We start from the raw sequence: 13,061 nt of genomic DNA, 5'->3' as shown, positions 1-13,061 counted from the left end.
ATGCGGCGTTCGCGGCAGCGGTGAGCGGGCGGGCTAGCGGGGTCGGCGGGCCAGCGGGGTCGAGGGTTTGAATGGAAATTTTGGGTAAGGAAGCTATGAAAACAATCAAGCGAGCGCTCATGGGCGTGCTGGCGATGAGCGGACTGCTTTTCGCCGGCGCCGCCCTGGCAGTGGGCGATGTTCCGGGCGGCCCCGCCGTCAACGAGATCAATCTCCAGCCGCCTGCGACGAAAATCGCTGAGGAGCTCTACAGCCTCCACACGCTGATGCTGATTCTGTGCACGGTGATTTTCGTCGGCGTGTTCGCTGTGATGTTCTATTCGATCTTTGCGCACCGCAAATCGAAAGGGCACAAGGCTTCGAACTTCCACGAAAGCACCACCGTCGAAATCATCTGGACGATCGTGCCGTTTGTCATCGTCGTCTTGATGGCGCTGCCCGCCACCAAGACGGTCGTCGCGATGAAAGACACCACCAATGCCGACGTCACCATCAAGGTCACCGGCTATCAGTGGAAGTGGGGCTACGACTACGTGAAGGGTCCGGGCGAGGGCATCAGCTTCCTCTCCACGCTCGCCACGCCGCGGGCTGAAACCGACGGCCGTCAGCCGATTTCCACGACGTATCTGCAGGAAGTCGACAATCCGCTCGTCGTGCCGGTCGGCAAGAAAATCCGCATCATCACCACCGCGAACGACGTGGTCCACTCCTGGTACGTGCCGGCGTTCGGCGTGAAGCAGGACGCGATTCCGGGCTTCGTGCGCGACACGTGGTTCAAGGCGGAGAAGGTCGGCACGTTCCGTGGCTTCTGTACCGAACTGTGCGGCAAGGAACACGCGTTCATGCCGGTCGTGGTCGAAGTGCTGTCCACCGACGACTACGCGAAGTGGGTCGACGCGCAGAAGAAGAAAATGGCCGCGGGTCAGGACGACCCGAACAAGACGTACACGCTGGCCGAACTGATGGAGCGCGGCGGCAAGGTCTACGCAGCGAACTGCGCGGTCTGCCATCAGCCCACGGGCAAGGGCGCAGGCGCGTTCCCGGCGCTCGACGGCAGCAAGATCGCCAACGGTCCGATCGCCGAGCACGTCAGCCTCGTGCTGAAGGGCAAGAACGCCATGCCTTCGTGGGCGCCGACGCTGAACGATGTGGAAATCGCTTCGGTCGTCACGTTCGAGCGCAACTCGTGGGGCAACCACACGGGCGACATTCTCCAGCCGAAGCAGGTCGCGGACGCGCGCAACGGCAAGCTGCCGGAAGGCGGCAACCATCTCGCCGACGCCGGCGCGGCGGCGTCCGATGCATCGGGCGCGCAAGCCCCATCGGGCGCGGCGGCTTCTGAAGCGTCGGGTGCGCAAGCCGCCGCGACGGGTTCGGAAGGCGCAGCGGCACTGCCGGCCAGCGTCTATTTCGAAACCGGCAAGAGCACGCTGCCGGCCGACGCCAAAGCGGCAGTCGAGGCCGCTGCGGCCTATGCGAAGGCACATCCGGACGCGAAGTTCGCCCTGTCGGGCTTCACCGACGCCACCGGTTCCGCCGACACCAACGCGAAGCTCGCGAAGAGCCGCGCGGAAGCCGTGCGCGACGCGTTGAAAGCAGCCGGCATCGCCGAAGACCATATTATTTTGAAGAAGCCGGAAACGATCACGGGCGGCAGCGACGCAAAAGAAGCGCGCCGTGTTCAGATCAGCGCGGCTGCAAGCCCGGCTGCCTGACATGTCATGGTCAGCACCGCAGTATTCGCTTTAGGAGATTGTCATGTCTAGCATCGGACACGATGTAGTCGCGGGCCACGAGCACGTGCACGGCGACCATGCCCACGAAACGCCGCACGGCTGGCGTCGTTGGCTGTTCGCAACCAACCACAAGGACATCGGTACGCTGTACCTGATCTTCTCGTTCACCATGTTCCTCTCCGGGGGCGTGATGGCGTTGATGATCCGTGCCGAGCTGTTCGAGCCGGGCCTGCAGATCATGCGCCCCGAGTTCTTCAACCAGTTGACCACCATGCACGGCCTCATCATGGTGTTCGGCGCGATCATGCCGGCCTTCGTCGGCTTTGCGAACTGGATGGTGCCGCTGCAGATCGGCGCATCGGACATGGCCTTCGCCCGTATGAACAACTTCAGCTTCTGGCTTCTGCCGGTGGCGGCTGTTCTCCTCGTCGGTTCGTTCTTCTCGCCGGGCGGCGCGACCGCCGCGGGCTGGACGCTCTACGCGCCGCTCTCCACGCAGATGGGCCCGGGCATGGACTTCGCGATTTTCGCGGTCCACCTGATGGGTGCGTCGTCGATCATGGGCGGGATCAACATCGTCGTGACGATCCTGAACATGCGCGCGCCGGGCCTCACGCTCATGAAGATGCCGATGTTCGTCTGGACGTGGCTCATCACCGCGTACCTGCTGATCGCCGTGATGCCGGTTCTGGCTGGTGCGATCACCATGGTGCTGTTCGATCGTCACTTCGGCACGTCGTTTTTCAACGCGGCAGGCGGCGGCGACCCGGTCATGTACCAGCACATCTTCTGGTTCTTCGGGCACCCCGAGGTGTACATCATGATCTTGCCGGCGTTCGGGATCGTGTCGCAGGTCATTCCGGCGTTCTCGCGCAAGCCGCTGTTCGGCTATAGCTCGATGGTGTACGCCACGTCGTCGATCGCGATTCTGTCGTTCATGGTCTGGGCGCACCACATGTTCGCCACCGGCATGCCGGTCACGGGCCAGCTGTTCTTCATGTACGCGACCATGCTGATCGCCGTGCCGACGGGCGTGAAAGTGTTCAACTGGGTCGCCACCATGTGGCGCGGTTCGCTCTCGTTCGAAACGCCGATGCTGTTCGCGGTGGGCTTCCTGATCGTGTTCACGTTCGGCGGTCTGTCGGGCCTCATGCTCGCGATGGCGCCGCTCGACATCCAGTATCACGGTACCTACTTCGTGGTGGCGCACTTCCACTACGTGCTGGTGGCGGGTTCGCTGTTCGCGCTCTTCTCCGGCTGGTACTACTGGGCGCCGAAGTGGACCGGCTGGATGTACAACGAAACGCGCGGCAAGATCCACTTCTGGGCGTCGCTGTTCTTCTTCAACCTCGCGTTCCTGCCGATGCACTTCGTCGGTCTCGCCGGCATGCCGCGTCGTTACGCCGACTATCCGGCGCAGTTCACCGACTGGAACCAGGTCATCTCGATCGGCGCGTTCGGTTTCGGTCTCGCGCAGGTGTACTTCCTGTTCGCGGTTGCATTGCCCGCTTATCGCGGCGGCGGCGATCACGAAAAGGCGAGCGACAAGCCGTGGGACGGCGCAACGGGCCTCGAATGGACCGTGCCGAGCCCGGCTCCATTCCACACGTTCGAACATCCGCCGACCGTCGAGTAATCGTCGTTGGGCGCGTTGACCGGTTCCGGCGGCAGCAGCAGTGCCGCTTCCGAACCGGGCGGCCGCGAAAGCGGCGAGCGCTGTGAAATGGCTGTAATGGCCGCAGTGAGCAGAGCAGTAAAAAGAGCAGCACAAACGGTATTCAGAAACGTGAGCATGACGCGCAATCCACAGGAAAGACGTACGCCGGAGCAGATTCGCGCGAGCAACAGGCGGTTAGGTCTCGTGCTGCTTGCTATCGCAGCGGTTTTTTTCGCCGCCGTCATCGTCAACCAGGGTTGGTTTTCCTGACGGGAACGGGTAGCCCGGTTTGCAGGTTTGTTGAGGATTGAGATGTCGACGCAGCCGCCGGCTCAGGCCGATCGCTCTTTTAACCGTTCGATGCTGATCAAGCTGTTCGTCGTCGCGTTGATGATGTTCGGTTTCGGTTTCGCGCTGGTGCCCATGTACCGCGCGATCTGCCAGATCACCGGCATCAACAACCTCGTGCAGCGCGATGCGACGGCGCGGGAGGCGAAGAATACGCAGGTCGACATGAGCCGCACGATTTCGATCGAATTCGATGCGAACGCGCGCGGCCCGCTCGGTTTCAAGCCTGAGCAGCACAGTCTGGACGTGCATCCGGGCGAAGTGACGGCGGTGATGTACGAGGTCAGCAACGAACAGGCGCGCACGATTCAGGCACAAGCCATTCCGAGCTACGCGCCGAAGCAGGCGACCGAGTACTTCAAGAAGATCGAATGTTTTTGCTTTACGCAGCAGACGTTGAAGGCGAACGAGACGAGGCGCATGCCGGTGGTTTTTGTCGTCGATCCCAAGCTGCCGAAGGATGTGAAAACGATCACGTTGTCGTACACGTTCTTCGAGTTGAACACGCCGGCAACGGCAAAGGTCGGAAGCGCGGCGCTTCCGGCTGAGACGGCGGCCACGGTCGCCAATCCCGCCTGACGGCCAAAGCCCGGGCGAAGGAAGACAACAATGAGCGATAACAGTGGCGGCCCGCGCAAAAGCAGCTTTGGCCAGTCGATGCGGGCGGTGTTCTGGTCGTTTTTCGGGGTGCGCAAGCGGCGCGATCTGGAAAGCGACGCCACGCAGCTCAATCCGCTGCATGTGATTATCGCGGCGCTGATCAGCACGGCGATTTTCATCGGCGTGCTGATTCTGGTGGTCCGGGCGGTGGTCGGCTGAGACGCCGACACGGTGCGGGCACGATGCAGGACCGGGCGCGCGGCGCCCAAGAATTAGAGTGAAGCGGTGCGGTACACACGCGCCGTCGAAGATGCAGCCGGAGTTTCCGGAACAACTGGACTGAAGTGGAGAATCAAGAATGAGCGGTCAAAACGAGAGCCCGTACTATTTCGTACCGCATCCGTCGCGGCATCCGATCAGCGCCGCGGTTGGCTTGCTGATCATGCTCGGATCGCTGGCGGCCTGGATCAACGAACATGAACTGGCGCCGATCGGCGTGGTCGTCGGTCTGTTGTGGCTGCTCTTTACGTTGTGGCACTGGTTCGGCGACGCCATCGCGGAATCCGAAGGCGGCATGTACGGCAAGAACGTCGACAAGTCGTACCGCTGGAGCATGAGCTGGTTCATCTTCTCCGAGGTCATGTTCTTCGGCGCTTTCTTCGGCGCGCTGTTCTATGCACGCGCCATTGCGCTGCATGAGCTGGCCAGCCTCGACTACAAACTGATCTGGCCGGATTTTTCGGCGGTGTGGCCGAACAACGGTCCGGCTTCGCTCGTGTCGACCTTCAAGTCCATGACGCCGTGGCCCGTGCCGACTATCAATACGGCGCTGCTGCTGTCGTCGGGCGCGACGCTCACGGTCTCGCACCACGCTCTGCGTGAAAATCATCGCAAGAAGGCGATTGTGTGGCTGGCGGCTACGCTGGTGCTCGGCGTCTGCTTCCTGTTCCTGCAAGGCTTCGAATATTTCCATGCGTACAACGAACTGAACCTGACGCTGGCTTCAGGCGTGTATGGCTCGACGTTCTTCCTGCTGACGGGCTTTCACGGTTTCCACGTGTTCCTCGGCGGCACGATGCTGGCGGTGGTGCTGGTGCGCATGATCCGCGGCCACTTCACAGCGGATCACCACTTCGCGTTCGAAGGTGCGGCCTGGTACTGGCACTTCGTGGACGTGGTCTGGCTCGGGCTGTACGTCGTCGTGTACTGGCTGTAAGAATGCCGGCCTGCGCGCCGGCCGCTCTTGCGGATCGTGCGCGGGCCTGTTGCGTAAGCTGTTCGCGGCGCGCGTTGCCAAAGAAGCGGTCGACGCGCAAGGCGACGGGCCGTCGTTGGGCAGGTCGCGAGCAGTTCACAAGCAGTGAGCGAACAGTGCGCAAGCAGCGGGCGGAACGTCCGCAGCAAATACGCACAAATGGATGCAGCGCCGCCCTCGACCCTGTCAGGGCGGCGTTTTGCTTTGGCGCAAGAGAGCTCTAATTCCGGACTCAGCGCCCGTACGGAATGCCGGTAGACTGAATCCAGCCCATCCAGTAGGCGAACAGGATGAAGAGGAACAGCGAGATCGACAGTCCGACTCGCGTGGCGAGCGACCAGACCATCCGCTTGGTTTTGCCCTTGTCATGCATCATGAAGTACAGCGCCGACACCATGCTGGCGATGATCAATGCAAAGGCAATGGGAACGAGAATGTGCATGGAACCTGCTGAAACGGAAAAGCGCGAAGGCAAGATAGCCATTATCTCACCGCGAGCCGGCGTTTGCCCCGCGTCTCTCGCGGCGATCAACGCAGGGCGGGAGTGCGGTCGATGAAAATCCGGCTCGTTCCGGCGTTGTTGATCCTCTTCGTCGTGGTGGTGACCGTGCGGCTCGGTTTCTGGCAGCGCGAGCGCGCGCATCAGAAGGAGGCGCTCGAGGCGCGCATCACGCAATTCGAGAATGCACCTGCGCAGGCCGTCACCGGCGCGCCCGTGGCCTTGAAGGACATCGAATTCCATCGCGTCAAAGCGCGCGGCACGTTCGTCGCGGACAAGGTTGTGTATCTCGATAATCGTCCGTATAACGATCAGCCGGGCTTTTATGTCGTGATGCCTTTTAAACTCGCCGACGGCGGGTACGTGCTGGTGAACCGCGGCTGGTTGCCGCGCAACATGAGCAATCGCGAAACGATCGCGCCGTACGTCACGCCGCCGGGCGAGATTGAAATCGAAGGCATTGCGCGCGCGGATGCGACGCGCGCCTACGAGCTCGGGCAGGGCGGGTCGGCCGCGCATCAGCTGATTCGCCAGAATCTCGACGTCGCCGCCTACGCCGCAGAGACCGGATTGCCTTTGCAATCGTTCGTGATCCAGCAATTGAGCGACGACGGCGACAAGCTCGTGCGCGATTGGCCTGCGCCAACCAGCGGCGTCGAGCGCAATTATGGCTACATGTTCCAGTGGTGGGGCATGGCGGCTGCGGCGCTCGCCTTTGGCCTGTACGCGGCGCGCCGCGCGGCGAGGAAAGAGCATGCGCCCGGCGTGTAATGCGCAGTGCTGCGCGCGGCTTCACGCGAATCCCGCGCCGGCAGAACAATCATTGAAAGAGGTCAGGTAGTGTCCACGCAATCTCCCCGTTCGCCGCAGTCCGGCAAATCTGCCGTCCAACCCGCCGCCGCGCAGGCCAACGCCGCGCCGGCCAATGCCGCCCAACCCGCCGCGGCGAAGCCGATGCCCGGCCAGCCCAACGGCCGCGGCTCGTGGCAACGCGGCCGCTGGATGCTGCTGCTGGTGGCGATTGTCTGCGGCGCGCCGATCGCTATCTCGTACTTCATGTATTACGTGGTCAAGCCGACGGGCGGCACCACGAGCTACGGCACGCTCGTCGAACCGCAGCGGCCGATTCCGGATTCGCTCGTCGTCACGGGCGAAGACGGCAAGCCGCTCAAGCTCGCCTCTCTGCGCGGCCACTGGCTGATGATCTCCGTCGACAGCAGCGCCTGCGACAAAGCCTGCGCCACCAAGCTCTACTTCATGCGGCAAATCCGCGCGGCACAGGGCGCGGAACGCGAGCGCGTCGTGGAAGTGTGGCTGCGCACCGATGCGGGCAAGGTCGCGGACGTGATACAAAAGGCGTATCCCGACACCGACATGCTGGTCGCCGATCCGGCGCAGGTCTCGGCGTGGCTGCCCGTCGACCAGGGCACCCAGATTTCCGACCACCTCTATCTGGTCGATCCGAACGGCAATCTGATGATGCGTTTCCCGAAAGACCCGAACCCCAGCAAGATCAAGGGCGACCTGACCAAGCTGCTGAAGTGGTCGCGCATCGGCTGACGCCGTCACCAGGGTAAAGAAGATGTTCGTTCTGCAATTAGGCCTGATCGGCTTGTGTATCGCGTTGTTGCCGCTGTCCTACGTGTGGGTCAAGGCCGACGACAACAAATTCCGCAAGCTCGTCTGGCTCACCACTTTTCTCACGCTCGACCTCGTGATGTTCGGCGGCTTCACGCGCCTCACGGATTCGGGGCTCGGCTGTCCGGACTGGCCCGGCTGCTACGGCACGTCGTCGCCGTTTATCGCGCACGCGGCCATCACCGCGGCGCATCAGGCCATGCCGACCGGCCCCGTCAGCATGACGAAGGCCTGGATCGAGATGATTCACCGCTATTTCGCCATGGCGATCGGCGTGCTGATCATTGCGCAGACGATCATCGCGTGGGTCGCGCGCATCAAGCGCCGCCCGCTGCACGTGTCGCCGTGGTGGCCGACTTCGCTGCTGCTGCTGATTCTCGTGCAAGGCGCGTTCGGCGCGTGGACCGTGACGATGAAGCTGCAGCCGGTCATCGTGACGACGCATCTGCTGCTCGGTCTCGCACTGCTCGGCACGCTGGGCTGGCTCGCCGCGCGGCAAACGCCGCTGCCCGCCTATGAACCGGAGGCCGCGCGCTGGCGCGCCGCGGCGCTCGCCGGTCTCGTGCTGCTGGTTGCGCAGATCGCGTTGGGCGGCTGGGTGAGCACGAACTATGCTGTGCTCGCATGCACGGACTTCCCCACGTGCAACGGACAATGGGTTCCGCCAATGGATTTCACGCACGGCTTCCACCTGTGGCGCGCGCTCGGCATGACCGGTGACGGCGACATGATCACGCAAGATGCGCTCGTCGCCATTCACTGGACGCATCGCACATTTGCGTTCGTGGTGATTGCCTACCTGGTGTGGTTTGCGCTGAAGCTGCGCCGCTTCGAGTCGCTGCGGCGTCCCGCGAACGGCGTCTTGCTGGTCGTGCTGATCCAGTTCGTCACCGGGCTGTCGAACATCGTGCTGCAATGGCCGCTGCCTATTGCGGTAGCGCATAACGGCGGCGCCGCGGTCCTGCTGCTTTTGCTCGTTATGTTAAACTTTCGAATCGCTTATAGCCGTCCCGGCCGCGCCGTGTTGCCTGCGCGCGATGCCGCGCCAGCGTGACTCCACATGGACAGCACAACACTCTCCCAAACGCCCGGCAGCCGGATGTCCCAGTACATCGCCCTGACCAAGCCGCGCGTCACGCAACTCGCCGTGTTTTGCGCCGTTATCGGCATGTTTCTGTCGACGCCGGGCATGGTGCCGTGGACCGTTCTGATCGGCGGCACCGTCGGCATCTGGCTGTTGGCCGGCGCGGCGTTTGCCATCAATTGTCTCGTCGAACAGAAGATCGACGCGAAGATGCGCCGCACTTCGTGGCGTCCGTCGGCGCGCGGCGAAATTACCACTGCGCAGATTCTGCTGTTTTCGGCCGTGCTCGGCGGCCTCGGCATGTGGACGCTCTACACCTTTGCGAATCCGCTGACCATGTGGCTCACGCTCGCCACCTTCGTCGGCTACGCGGTGATCTATACGCTGCTGCTCAAGCCGGCTACGCCGCAGAACATCGTGATCGGCGGCGCCTCGGGCGCCATGCCGCCGGCGCTCGGCTGGGCCGCCGTGACGGGCCATGTTCCCGGCGACGCGTGGATTCTCGTGCTGATCATCTTCGTGTGGACACCGCCGCATTTCTGGGCGCTCGCGCTGTATCGGCGCAAAGACTATGAAAACGCCGGCCTGCCCATGCTGCCCAACACGCATGGCGAAAAATACACGCGGCTGCACATTCTGCTTTACACGGTGATCCTGTTCGCCGTCACCATGATGCCGTTCATCTCCGGCATGAGCGGCGTGGTCTACCTTGCCGCGGCCGTCGTGCTGGGCGCCGTGTTTCTCGCGTACGCGTGGAAGATCTACCTCGAGTATTCTGACGATCTGGCGCGCCGAACCTTCCGTTATTCGATCGTCTATCTGTCGCTGCTGTTCGCCGCGCTGCTGATCGACCACTATGTGCGCGTTGTGATCGGCGCGTAATACCCATGCTCTCTACCCGCTTCGGGCGCGCGGCGCGCGCCGCTGTGATTGCTTGCGCGCTCGGCGGCGCGTTGTTGGTTGGCGGCTGCGGCAAAGAGCAGCCGGCCTTCCAGAATCTCGACATTACCGGCAATACGCAATTCGGCAGCAACTTCTCGCTGCCGGACACGTCAGGGAAGGTCCGCACCATGGCGGACTACAAGGGCAAAGTCGTCGTGCTGTTCTTCGGCTATACGCATTGCCCGGATGTCTGCCCGACCACCATGGCCGAGCTCTCGCAGGCGCTGCAGCAACTCGGCCCCGAAGATGCGAAGCGCGTGCAGGTGCTGTTCGTCACTGTCGACCCGGAGCGCGATACCGCACCCCTGCTCGCGCAATATGTGCCGGCGTTCAATCCGACCTTCGTGGGTTTGCGGCCCGCCGACGAGACCGAGCTCAAGAAGGTGACGAAGGACTTCCGCGTCTACTACGCGAAGGTGCCCGGCAAGACGCCTGACAGCTACACGATGGACCACACCGCCGCCAGCTACGTGTTCGATACCGACGGCAAGCTGCGCCTTTTCGCGCGCGATGGCCAGGGCGCCGCGCCGTGGGTGCACGACATCAAGCTGCTGCTCGACTGACGCGGCGGCGAGGCCGCGTCCGAAGCAAGTCGGAACCGCGTCACCGCGGCGTCACTGCAGAGTCACCGCGGCGTCACCACAGGCACATCTGCCCGCGACAACCTCAAACCGGTATCGGCAGATTCAGGCCCGGCGCGAGCCGCGTGGTCTTGAATTCCGTCACCTCATAACGCGCGAGCTTCTGCACGGCGAACGGGTCGCTTGCGAGGATCGCGTCGAGCCTGTCGCGCTCGATGCGTACCGCCAGAATGATGCCGCCGTCGCGCGGCACTTTCGGCCCGGCGGCCACGAATACACCCGCCTCGAACTGCTTTGCCAGGAATGCGCGATGCGCTTCGAGCGCGTCGTCGATCCGTTCGAGCGGTGCGGTGTAGATGAGGTTGATGACATACATGGATAAGCGTCCTCGCGAGCAGTGAAGAGGCCGCGAAAACTCGCGGCAAGACTCCGGATTATCTGCCACCGCGCCGGGCAGTGGTGTCCGAGCGCGTCGCATACTCATATGCCATTGCGGTATTTCCCATCTTGCGCAGCCTGTGAGACGATTTACGGTCCGGCTGGAGGCGCCGCTGTCGTTGCGCGGTGACGCGTGTGTGCTGAGCGCGTGCTTCCGGCTATCACCCGGGTCCGTTTGCTAACGGCTCCGATCAGAAACAGCGAGAATTACATGCAGCGCAGAAACATCCTCAAAGCCCTCTCAGCAGTGATCGCCGGCGCGGCGATCGTCACCAGCTTCGGCGCACATGCCGACGACAAGGTCATCAAGGTCGGCACCATCAGCGGCCCGGACGCGCAGATCTGGGAAGTCGTCACGAAAGTGGCCAAGCGCGAGGGCCTCAACGTGAAGGTCGTCGAATTCAACGACTACGTGCAGCCGAACGCCGCGCTCGACGCGGGCGACCTCGACGCCAACAGCTTCCAGCATCAGCCGTATCTCGACAGCCAGATCAAGCAGCACGGCTACAAGATTGTCGGCGCTGGTCTCACGTATATCTCGCCGCTCGGCATCTACTCGAAGAAGCTGAAGTCGGTGAAGGATCTGCCGCAAGGCGCGAAGGTCGCGGTGCCGAACGATCCGTCGAACGAGAACCGTGCACTGTTGCTGCTGCAAGCGCAGGGCGTGATCAAGCTGAAGGCGGGCGCGGGCACGAACGGCAACAACGCGACGGCGCTCGACGTCGCCGACAATCCGAAGAAGATCAAGCTCGTCGAACTCGACGCCGCGCAATTGCCGCGCTCGCTCGCCGATGTCGACGCCGCCGCAATCAACACGAACTTCGCGCTCGCCGCCGGTCTGCAGCCGACCAAAGACGCCATCGCGCTCGAGGACATTCACAGCCCGTACGCGAACCTGATCGCGGTCCGCACGCAGGACAAGGACAAGCCGTGGGTGAAGAAGCTGGTTGCCGCGTATCAGTCCGAAGACGTGCGCCAGTTCATCAAGACGCAGTTCAAGGGCTCGGTGGTACCGTCGTTCTGACGAAGGCGGCCTACAGCCCCAATTCCCAGCGCTCGATCATCAGGTCCTTGCCGAAACGGCGCTCCGGCGCCGTGCTGACGAGCTCGAATCCGGCACGCTTGCACAGGCGCCGCGGTTCTTCCAGAGTGCTGGCCGTGGTCAGCGTCAATCGGGTGTAACCGGCGCGCAGCGCGAAGTGCGTTGCTTCCGCTACGAGGCGTGTGCCGATGCCGCCGCGCTGCACGTCCGGCTCGACCCACAGGAGCCGCACGCCTGCCACTGTCGTCGAAACGGCGACGACGCACACGCCGCCCACTACCATGCCGTGCTGATCGGCGACCACGCACCGTTCGCGAACGGTATCGTTGCGCTGCGTGTAGTCGGCGACGACGCGCGCGAGCAATCCTTCGAATGATTCGTCCCAACCGTGTTGCGCGGCGAACCATTGCGCCTGCCGATGCACGAGCCAGCCGCATTCGCCGGGGCGCGGCGCACGGAACGCCACGGCGTCCTGTCGCGGCTTGTCGCCAAGGAGCCTTTCGATGAGGTTCATCGCGGCAATCAACTGTTCCTGCGAGCTCACGCTGAGACCGCCGAGCAGATCCAGCACTTCCTGACTGGCGGCGGCGTCGAGCGGCGCATAGGCCGCGTGCCCCTCATGCGTGAGCGCGATCAGCGACTGACGCGCGTCCGTCTCCGACGGCCGTCGCGTGATGAGATTGCGTCGCTCGAAATTGGTCAGCAGGCGGCTCAGATAACCGCTGTCCAGTCCCAGCGCGCGGCCGAGCACGGACGCAGTCTGCGCGCGTCCGCGCGACAGCTCGTGCAGGACGCGCACCTCGGTCAAGGAGAACGTGCTTTGGGCCAGGTGCTCATGCAGAGCGCCGATAAGCCGCGTGTAAAAGCGATTGAAACGGCGGACTGCCTGAGCCCGCTGCAGCGCCTCGGAATCGGTCAAATGCTGCTCTCCGGATTTTATGCATTCGCGTATCACTATATTGGAACGCGCCCTTATTAACAAAGGCGCGTGGGCTGCGCCTGCATCGCGCGATGCGAAGAAGCGCCGAGCTAGCGGCGCCCAAAAGTGGGCAAGTGGTCCGCAATTGGCCACCAACGCGTGCCACCCATCTCGAATACGGGTAAGTCCTGGGGCGGGGAATCCGGTGGCCGAAGCGGGTTCTTCACCGTGGAAAGCCCGCGCCACAAGGCTTTCCATATCAACAGACCAGCCTATAACCAGTTCGTTGACTGGTATTATGTTGGTTATATAATGGGCTCTT

General features: G+C 63.1%; 15 protein-coding genes. 12 read left to right on the top strand and 3 right to left on the bottom strand.

The features are described 5' to 3' along the window. The first annotated feature begins 71 nt into the window (after window positions 1-71). From coxB to ACEN8U_RS12285, 6 genes are all read left to right on the top strand, one after another. A complete protein-coding gene (coxB, locus tag ACEN8U_RS12310) occupies window positions 72-1,715 on the top strand; it encodes a cytochrome c oxidase subunit II (RefSeq protein WP_310104942.1) in 1,644 nt (547 codons plus the stop codon). A 43-nt stretch (window positions 1,716-1,758) separates the two neighbouring features. Beyond that, complete coding sequence (gene ctaD / locus ACEN8U_RS12305; protein WP_013587011.1) at window positions 1,759-3,372, top strand: cytochrome c oxidase subunit I; 1,614 nt, start codon at window positions 1,759-1,761, stop codon at window positions 3,370-3,372. A 156-nt stretch (window positions 3,373-3,528) separates the two neighbouring features. Beyond that, window positions 3,529-3,663 (top strand): cytochrome oxidase small assembly protein, encoded by a 135-nt coding sequence (locus tag ACEN8U_RS12300; RefSeq protein ID WP_015001523.1) that lies wholly within the window; start codon window positions 3,529-3,531, stop codon window positions 3,661-3,663. A gap of 42 nt (window positions 3,664-3,705) precedes the next feature. After that, window positions 3,706-4,320 carry a cytochrome c oxidase assembly protein gene (locus ACEN8U_RS12295; RefSeq protein ID WP_310104945.1) on the top strand — a complete coding sequence of 205 codons (615 nt, stop codon included), beginning with the start codon at window positions 3,706-3,708 and terminating at the stop codon, window positions 4,318-4,320. A gap of 30 nt (window positions 4,321-4,350) precedes the next feature. Continuing rightward, on the top strand, window positions 4,351-4,560 hold the full coding sequence (locus ACEN8U_RS12290; protein ID WP_013587014.1) for a DUF2970 domain-containing protein: 210 nt from the start codon (window positions 4,351-4,353) through the stop codon (window positions 4,558-4,560). Window positions 4,561-4,699: 139 nt separating this feature from the next. Next, a complete protein-coding gene (locus ACEN8U_RS12285; RefSeq protein WP_013587015.1) occupies window positions 4,700-5,557 on the top strand; it encodes a cytochrome c oxidase subunit 3 in 858 nt (285 codons plus the stop codon). Window positions 5,558-5,828: 271 nt separating this feature from the next. On the opposite strand, the gene ACEN8U_RS12280 is transcribed toward ACEN8U_RS12285, so the two are convergent. After that, entirely contained in the window at window positions 5,829-6,038 is a 210-nt protein-coding gene (locus tag ACEN8U_RS12280) for a twin transmembrane helix small protein (RefSeq protein ID WP_013587016.1), read from the bottom strand. Window positions 6,039-6,149: 111 nt separating this feature from the next. Between ACEN8U_RS12280 and ACEN8U_RS12275 the strand changes: the two genes are divergently transcribed. From ACEN8U_RS12275 to ACEN8U_RS12255, 5 genes are all read left to right on the top strand, one after another. Beyond that, a complete protein-coding gene (locus ACEN8U_RS12275) occupies window positions 6,150-6,866 on the top strand; it encodes an SURF1 family protein (RefSeq protein WP_015001525.1) in 717 nt (238 codons plus the stop codon). A 69-nt stretch (window positions 6,867-6,935) separates the two neighbouring features. Next, window positions 6,936-7,655: an SCO family protein gene (locus ACEN8U_RS12270; protein ID WP_015001526.1), complete on the top strand. Its 720-nt coding sequence runs from the start codon at window positions 6,936-6,938 to the stop codon at window positions 7,653-7,655. A 22-nt stretch (window positions 7,656-7,677) separates the two neighbouring features. Then, window positions 7,678-8,787 (top strand): COX15/CtaA family protein, encoded by a 1,110-nt coding sequence (locus ACEN8U_RS12265; RefSeq protein ID WP_310104948.1) that lies wholly within the window; start codon window positions 7,678-7,680, stop codon window positions 8,785-8,787. 6 nt (window positions 8,788-8,793) lie between these two features. Further along, complete coding sequence (cyoE, locus tag ACEN8U_RS12260) at window positions 8,794-9,699, top strand: heme o synthase (protein WP_041744884.1); 906 nt, start codon at window positions 8,794-8,796, stop codon at window positions 9,697-9,699. Window positions 9,700-9,704: 5 nt separating this feature from the next. Next, window positions 9,705-10,322 (top strand): SCO family protein, encoded by a 618-nt coding sequence (locus ACEN8U_RS12255; protein ID WP_015001529.1) that lies wholly within the window; start codon window positions 9,705-9,707, stop codon window positions 10,320-10,322. Between the two features lie 103 nt (window positions 10,323-10,425). Here ACEN8U_RS12255 and ACEN8U_RS12250 read toward each other — a convergent pair whose 3' ends face one another. Next, on the bottom strand, window positions 10,426-10,716 hold the full coding sequence (locus tag ACEN8U_RS12250; protein WP_015001530.1) for a YciI family protein: 291 nt from the start codon (window positions 10,714-10,716) through the stop codon (window positions 10,426-10,428). Window positions 10,717-10,989: 273 nt separating this feature from the next. Between ACEN8U_RS12250 and ACEN8U_RS12245 the strand changes: the two genes are divergently transcribed. Beyond that, window positions 10,990-11,802, top strand: a complete 813-nt coding sequence (locus ACEN8U_RS12245; RefSeq protein WP_310104956.1) for a MetQ/NlpA family ABC transporter substrate-binding protein — start codon at window positions 10,990-10,992, stop codon at window positions 11,800-11,802. A gap of 10 nt (window positions 11,803-11,812) precedes the next feature. Here ACEN8U_RS12245 and ACEN8U_RS12240 read toward each other — a convergent pair whose 3' ends face one another. After that, window positions 11,813-12,739, bottom strand: coding sequence for a helix-turn-helix domain-containing GNAT family N-acetyltransferase (locus ACEN8U_RS12240; RefSeq protein ID WP_310104959.1), 927 nt, complete (start codon window positions 12,737-12,739; stop codon window positions 11,813-11,815). Between the last annotated feature and the right edge of the window lie 322 nt (window positions 12,740-13,061).

This window comes from Paraburkholderia phenoliruptrix, assembly GCF_047325075.1.
GTDB lineage: Bacteria > Pseudomonadota > Gammaproteobacteria > Burkholderiales > Burkholderiaceae > Paraburkholderia > Paraburkholderia phenoliruptrix.
Note: the sequence above shows the minus strand (reverse complement) of the source record. Positions and strands in the feature narration are given on the sequence as shown.

Coding starts and splice junctions, on each gene's coding strand:
- ACEN8U_RS12300 (WP_015001523.1), top strand. CDS start 3,529: ATGACGCGCAATCCACAGGAAAGACGTACGCCGGAGCAGATTCGCGCG.
- ctaD (WP_013587011.1), top strand. CDS start 1,759: ATGTCTAGCATCGGACACGATGTAGTCGCGGGCCACGAGCACGTGCAC.
- ACEN8U_RS12250 (WP_015001530.1), bottom strand. CDS start 10,716: ATGTATGTCATCAACCTCATCTACACCGCACCGCTCGAACGGATCGAC.
- ACEN8U_RS12255 (WP_015001529.1), top strand. CDS start 9,705: ATGCTCTCTACCCGCTTCGGGCGCGCGGCGCGCGCCGCTGTGATTGCT.
- ACEN8U_RS12290 (WP_013587014.1), top strand. CDS start 4,351: ATGAGCGATAACAGTGGCGGCCCGCGCAAAAGCAGCTTTGGCCAGTCG.
- ACEN8U_RS12280 (WP_013587016.1), bottom strand. CDS start 6,038: ATGCACATTCTCGTTCCCATTGCCTTTGCATTGATCATCGCCAGCATG.
- ACEN8U_RS12275 (WP_015001525.1), top strand. CDS start 6,150: ATGAAAATCCGGCTCGTTCCGGCGTTGTTGATCCTCTTCGTCGTGGTG.
- ACEN8U_RS12285 (WP_013587015.1), top strand. CDS start 4,700: ATGAGCGGTCAAAACGAGAGCCCGTACTATTTCGTACCGCATCCGTCG.
- ACEN8U_RS12295 (WP_310104945.1), top strand. CDS start 3,706: ATGTCGACGCAGCCGCCGGCTCAGGCCGATCGCTCTTTTAACCGTTCG.
- coxB (WP_310104942.1), top strand. CDS start 72: ATGGAAATTTTGGGTAAGGAAGCTATGAAAACAATCAAGCGAGCGCTC.
- ACEN8U_RS12265 (WP_310104948.1), top strand. CDS start 7,678: ATGTTCGTTCTGCAATTAGGCCTGATCGGCTTGTGTATCGCGTTGTTG.
- cyoE (WP_041744884.1), top strand. CDS start 8,794: ATGGACAGCACAACACTCTCCCAAACGCCCGGCAGCCGGATGTCCCAG.
- ACEN8U_RS12245 (WP_310104956.1), top strand. CDS start 10,990: ATGCAGCGCAGAAACATCCTCAAAGCCCTCTCAGCAGTGATCGCCGGC.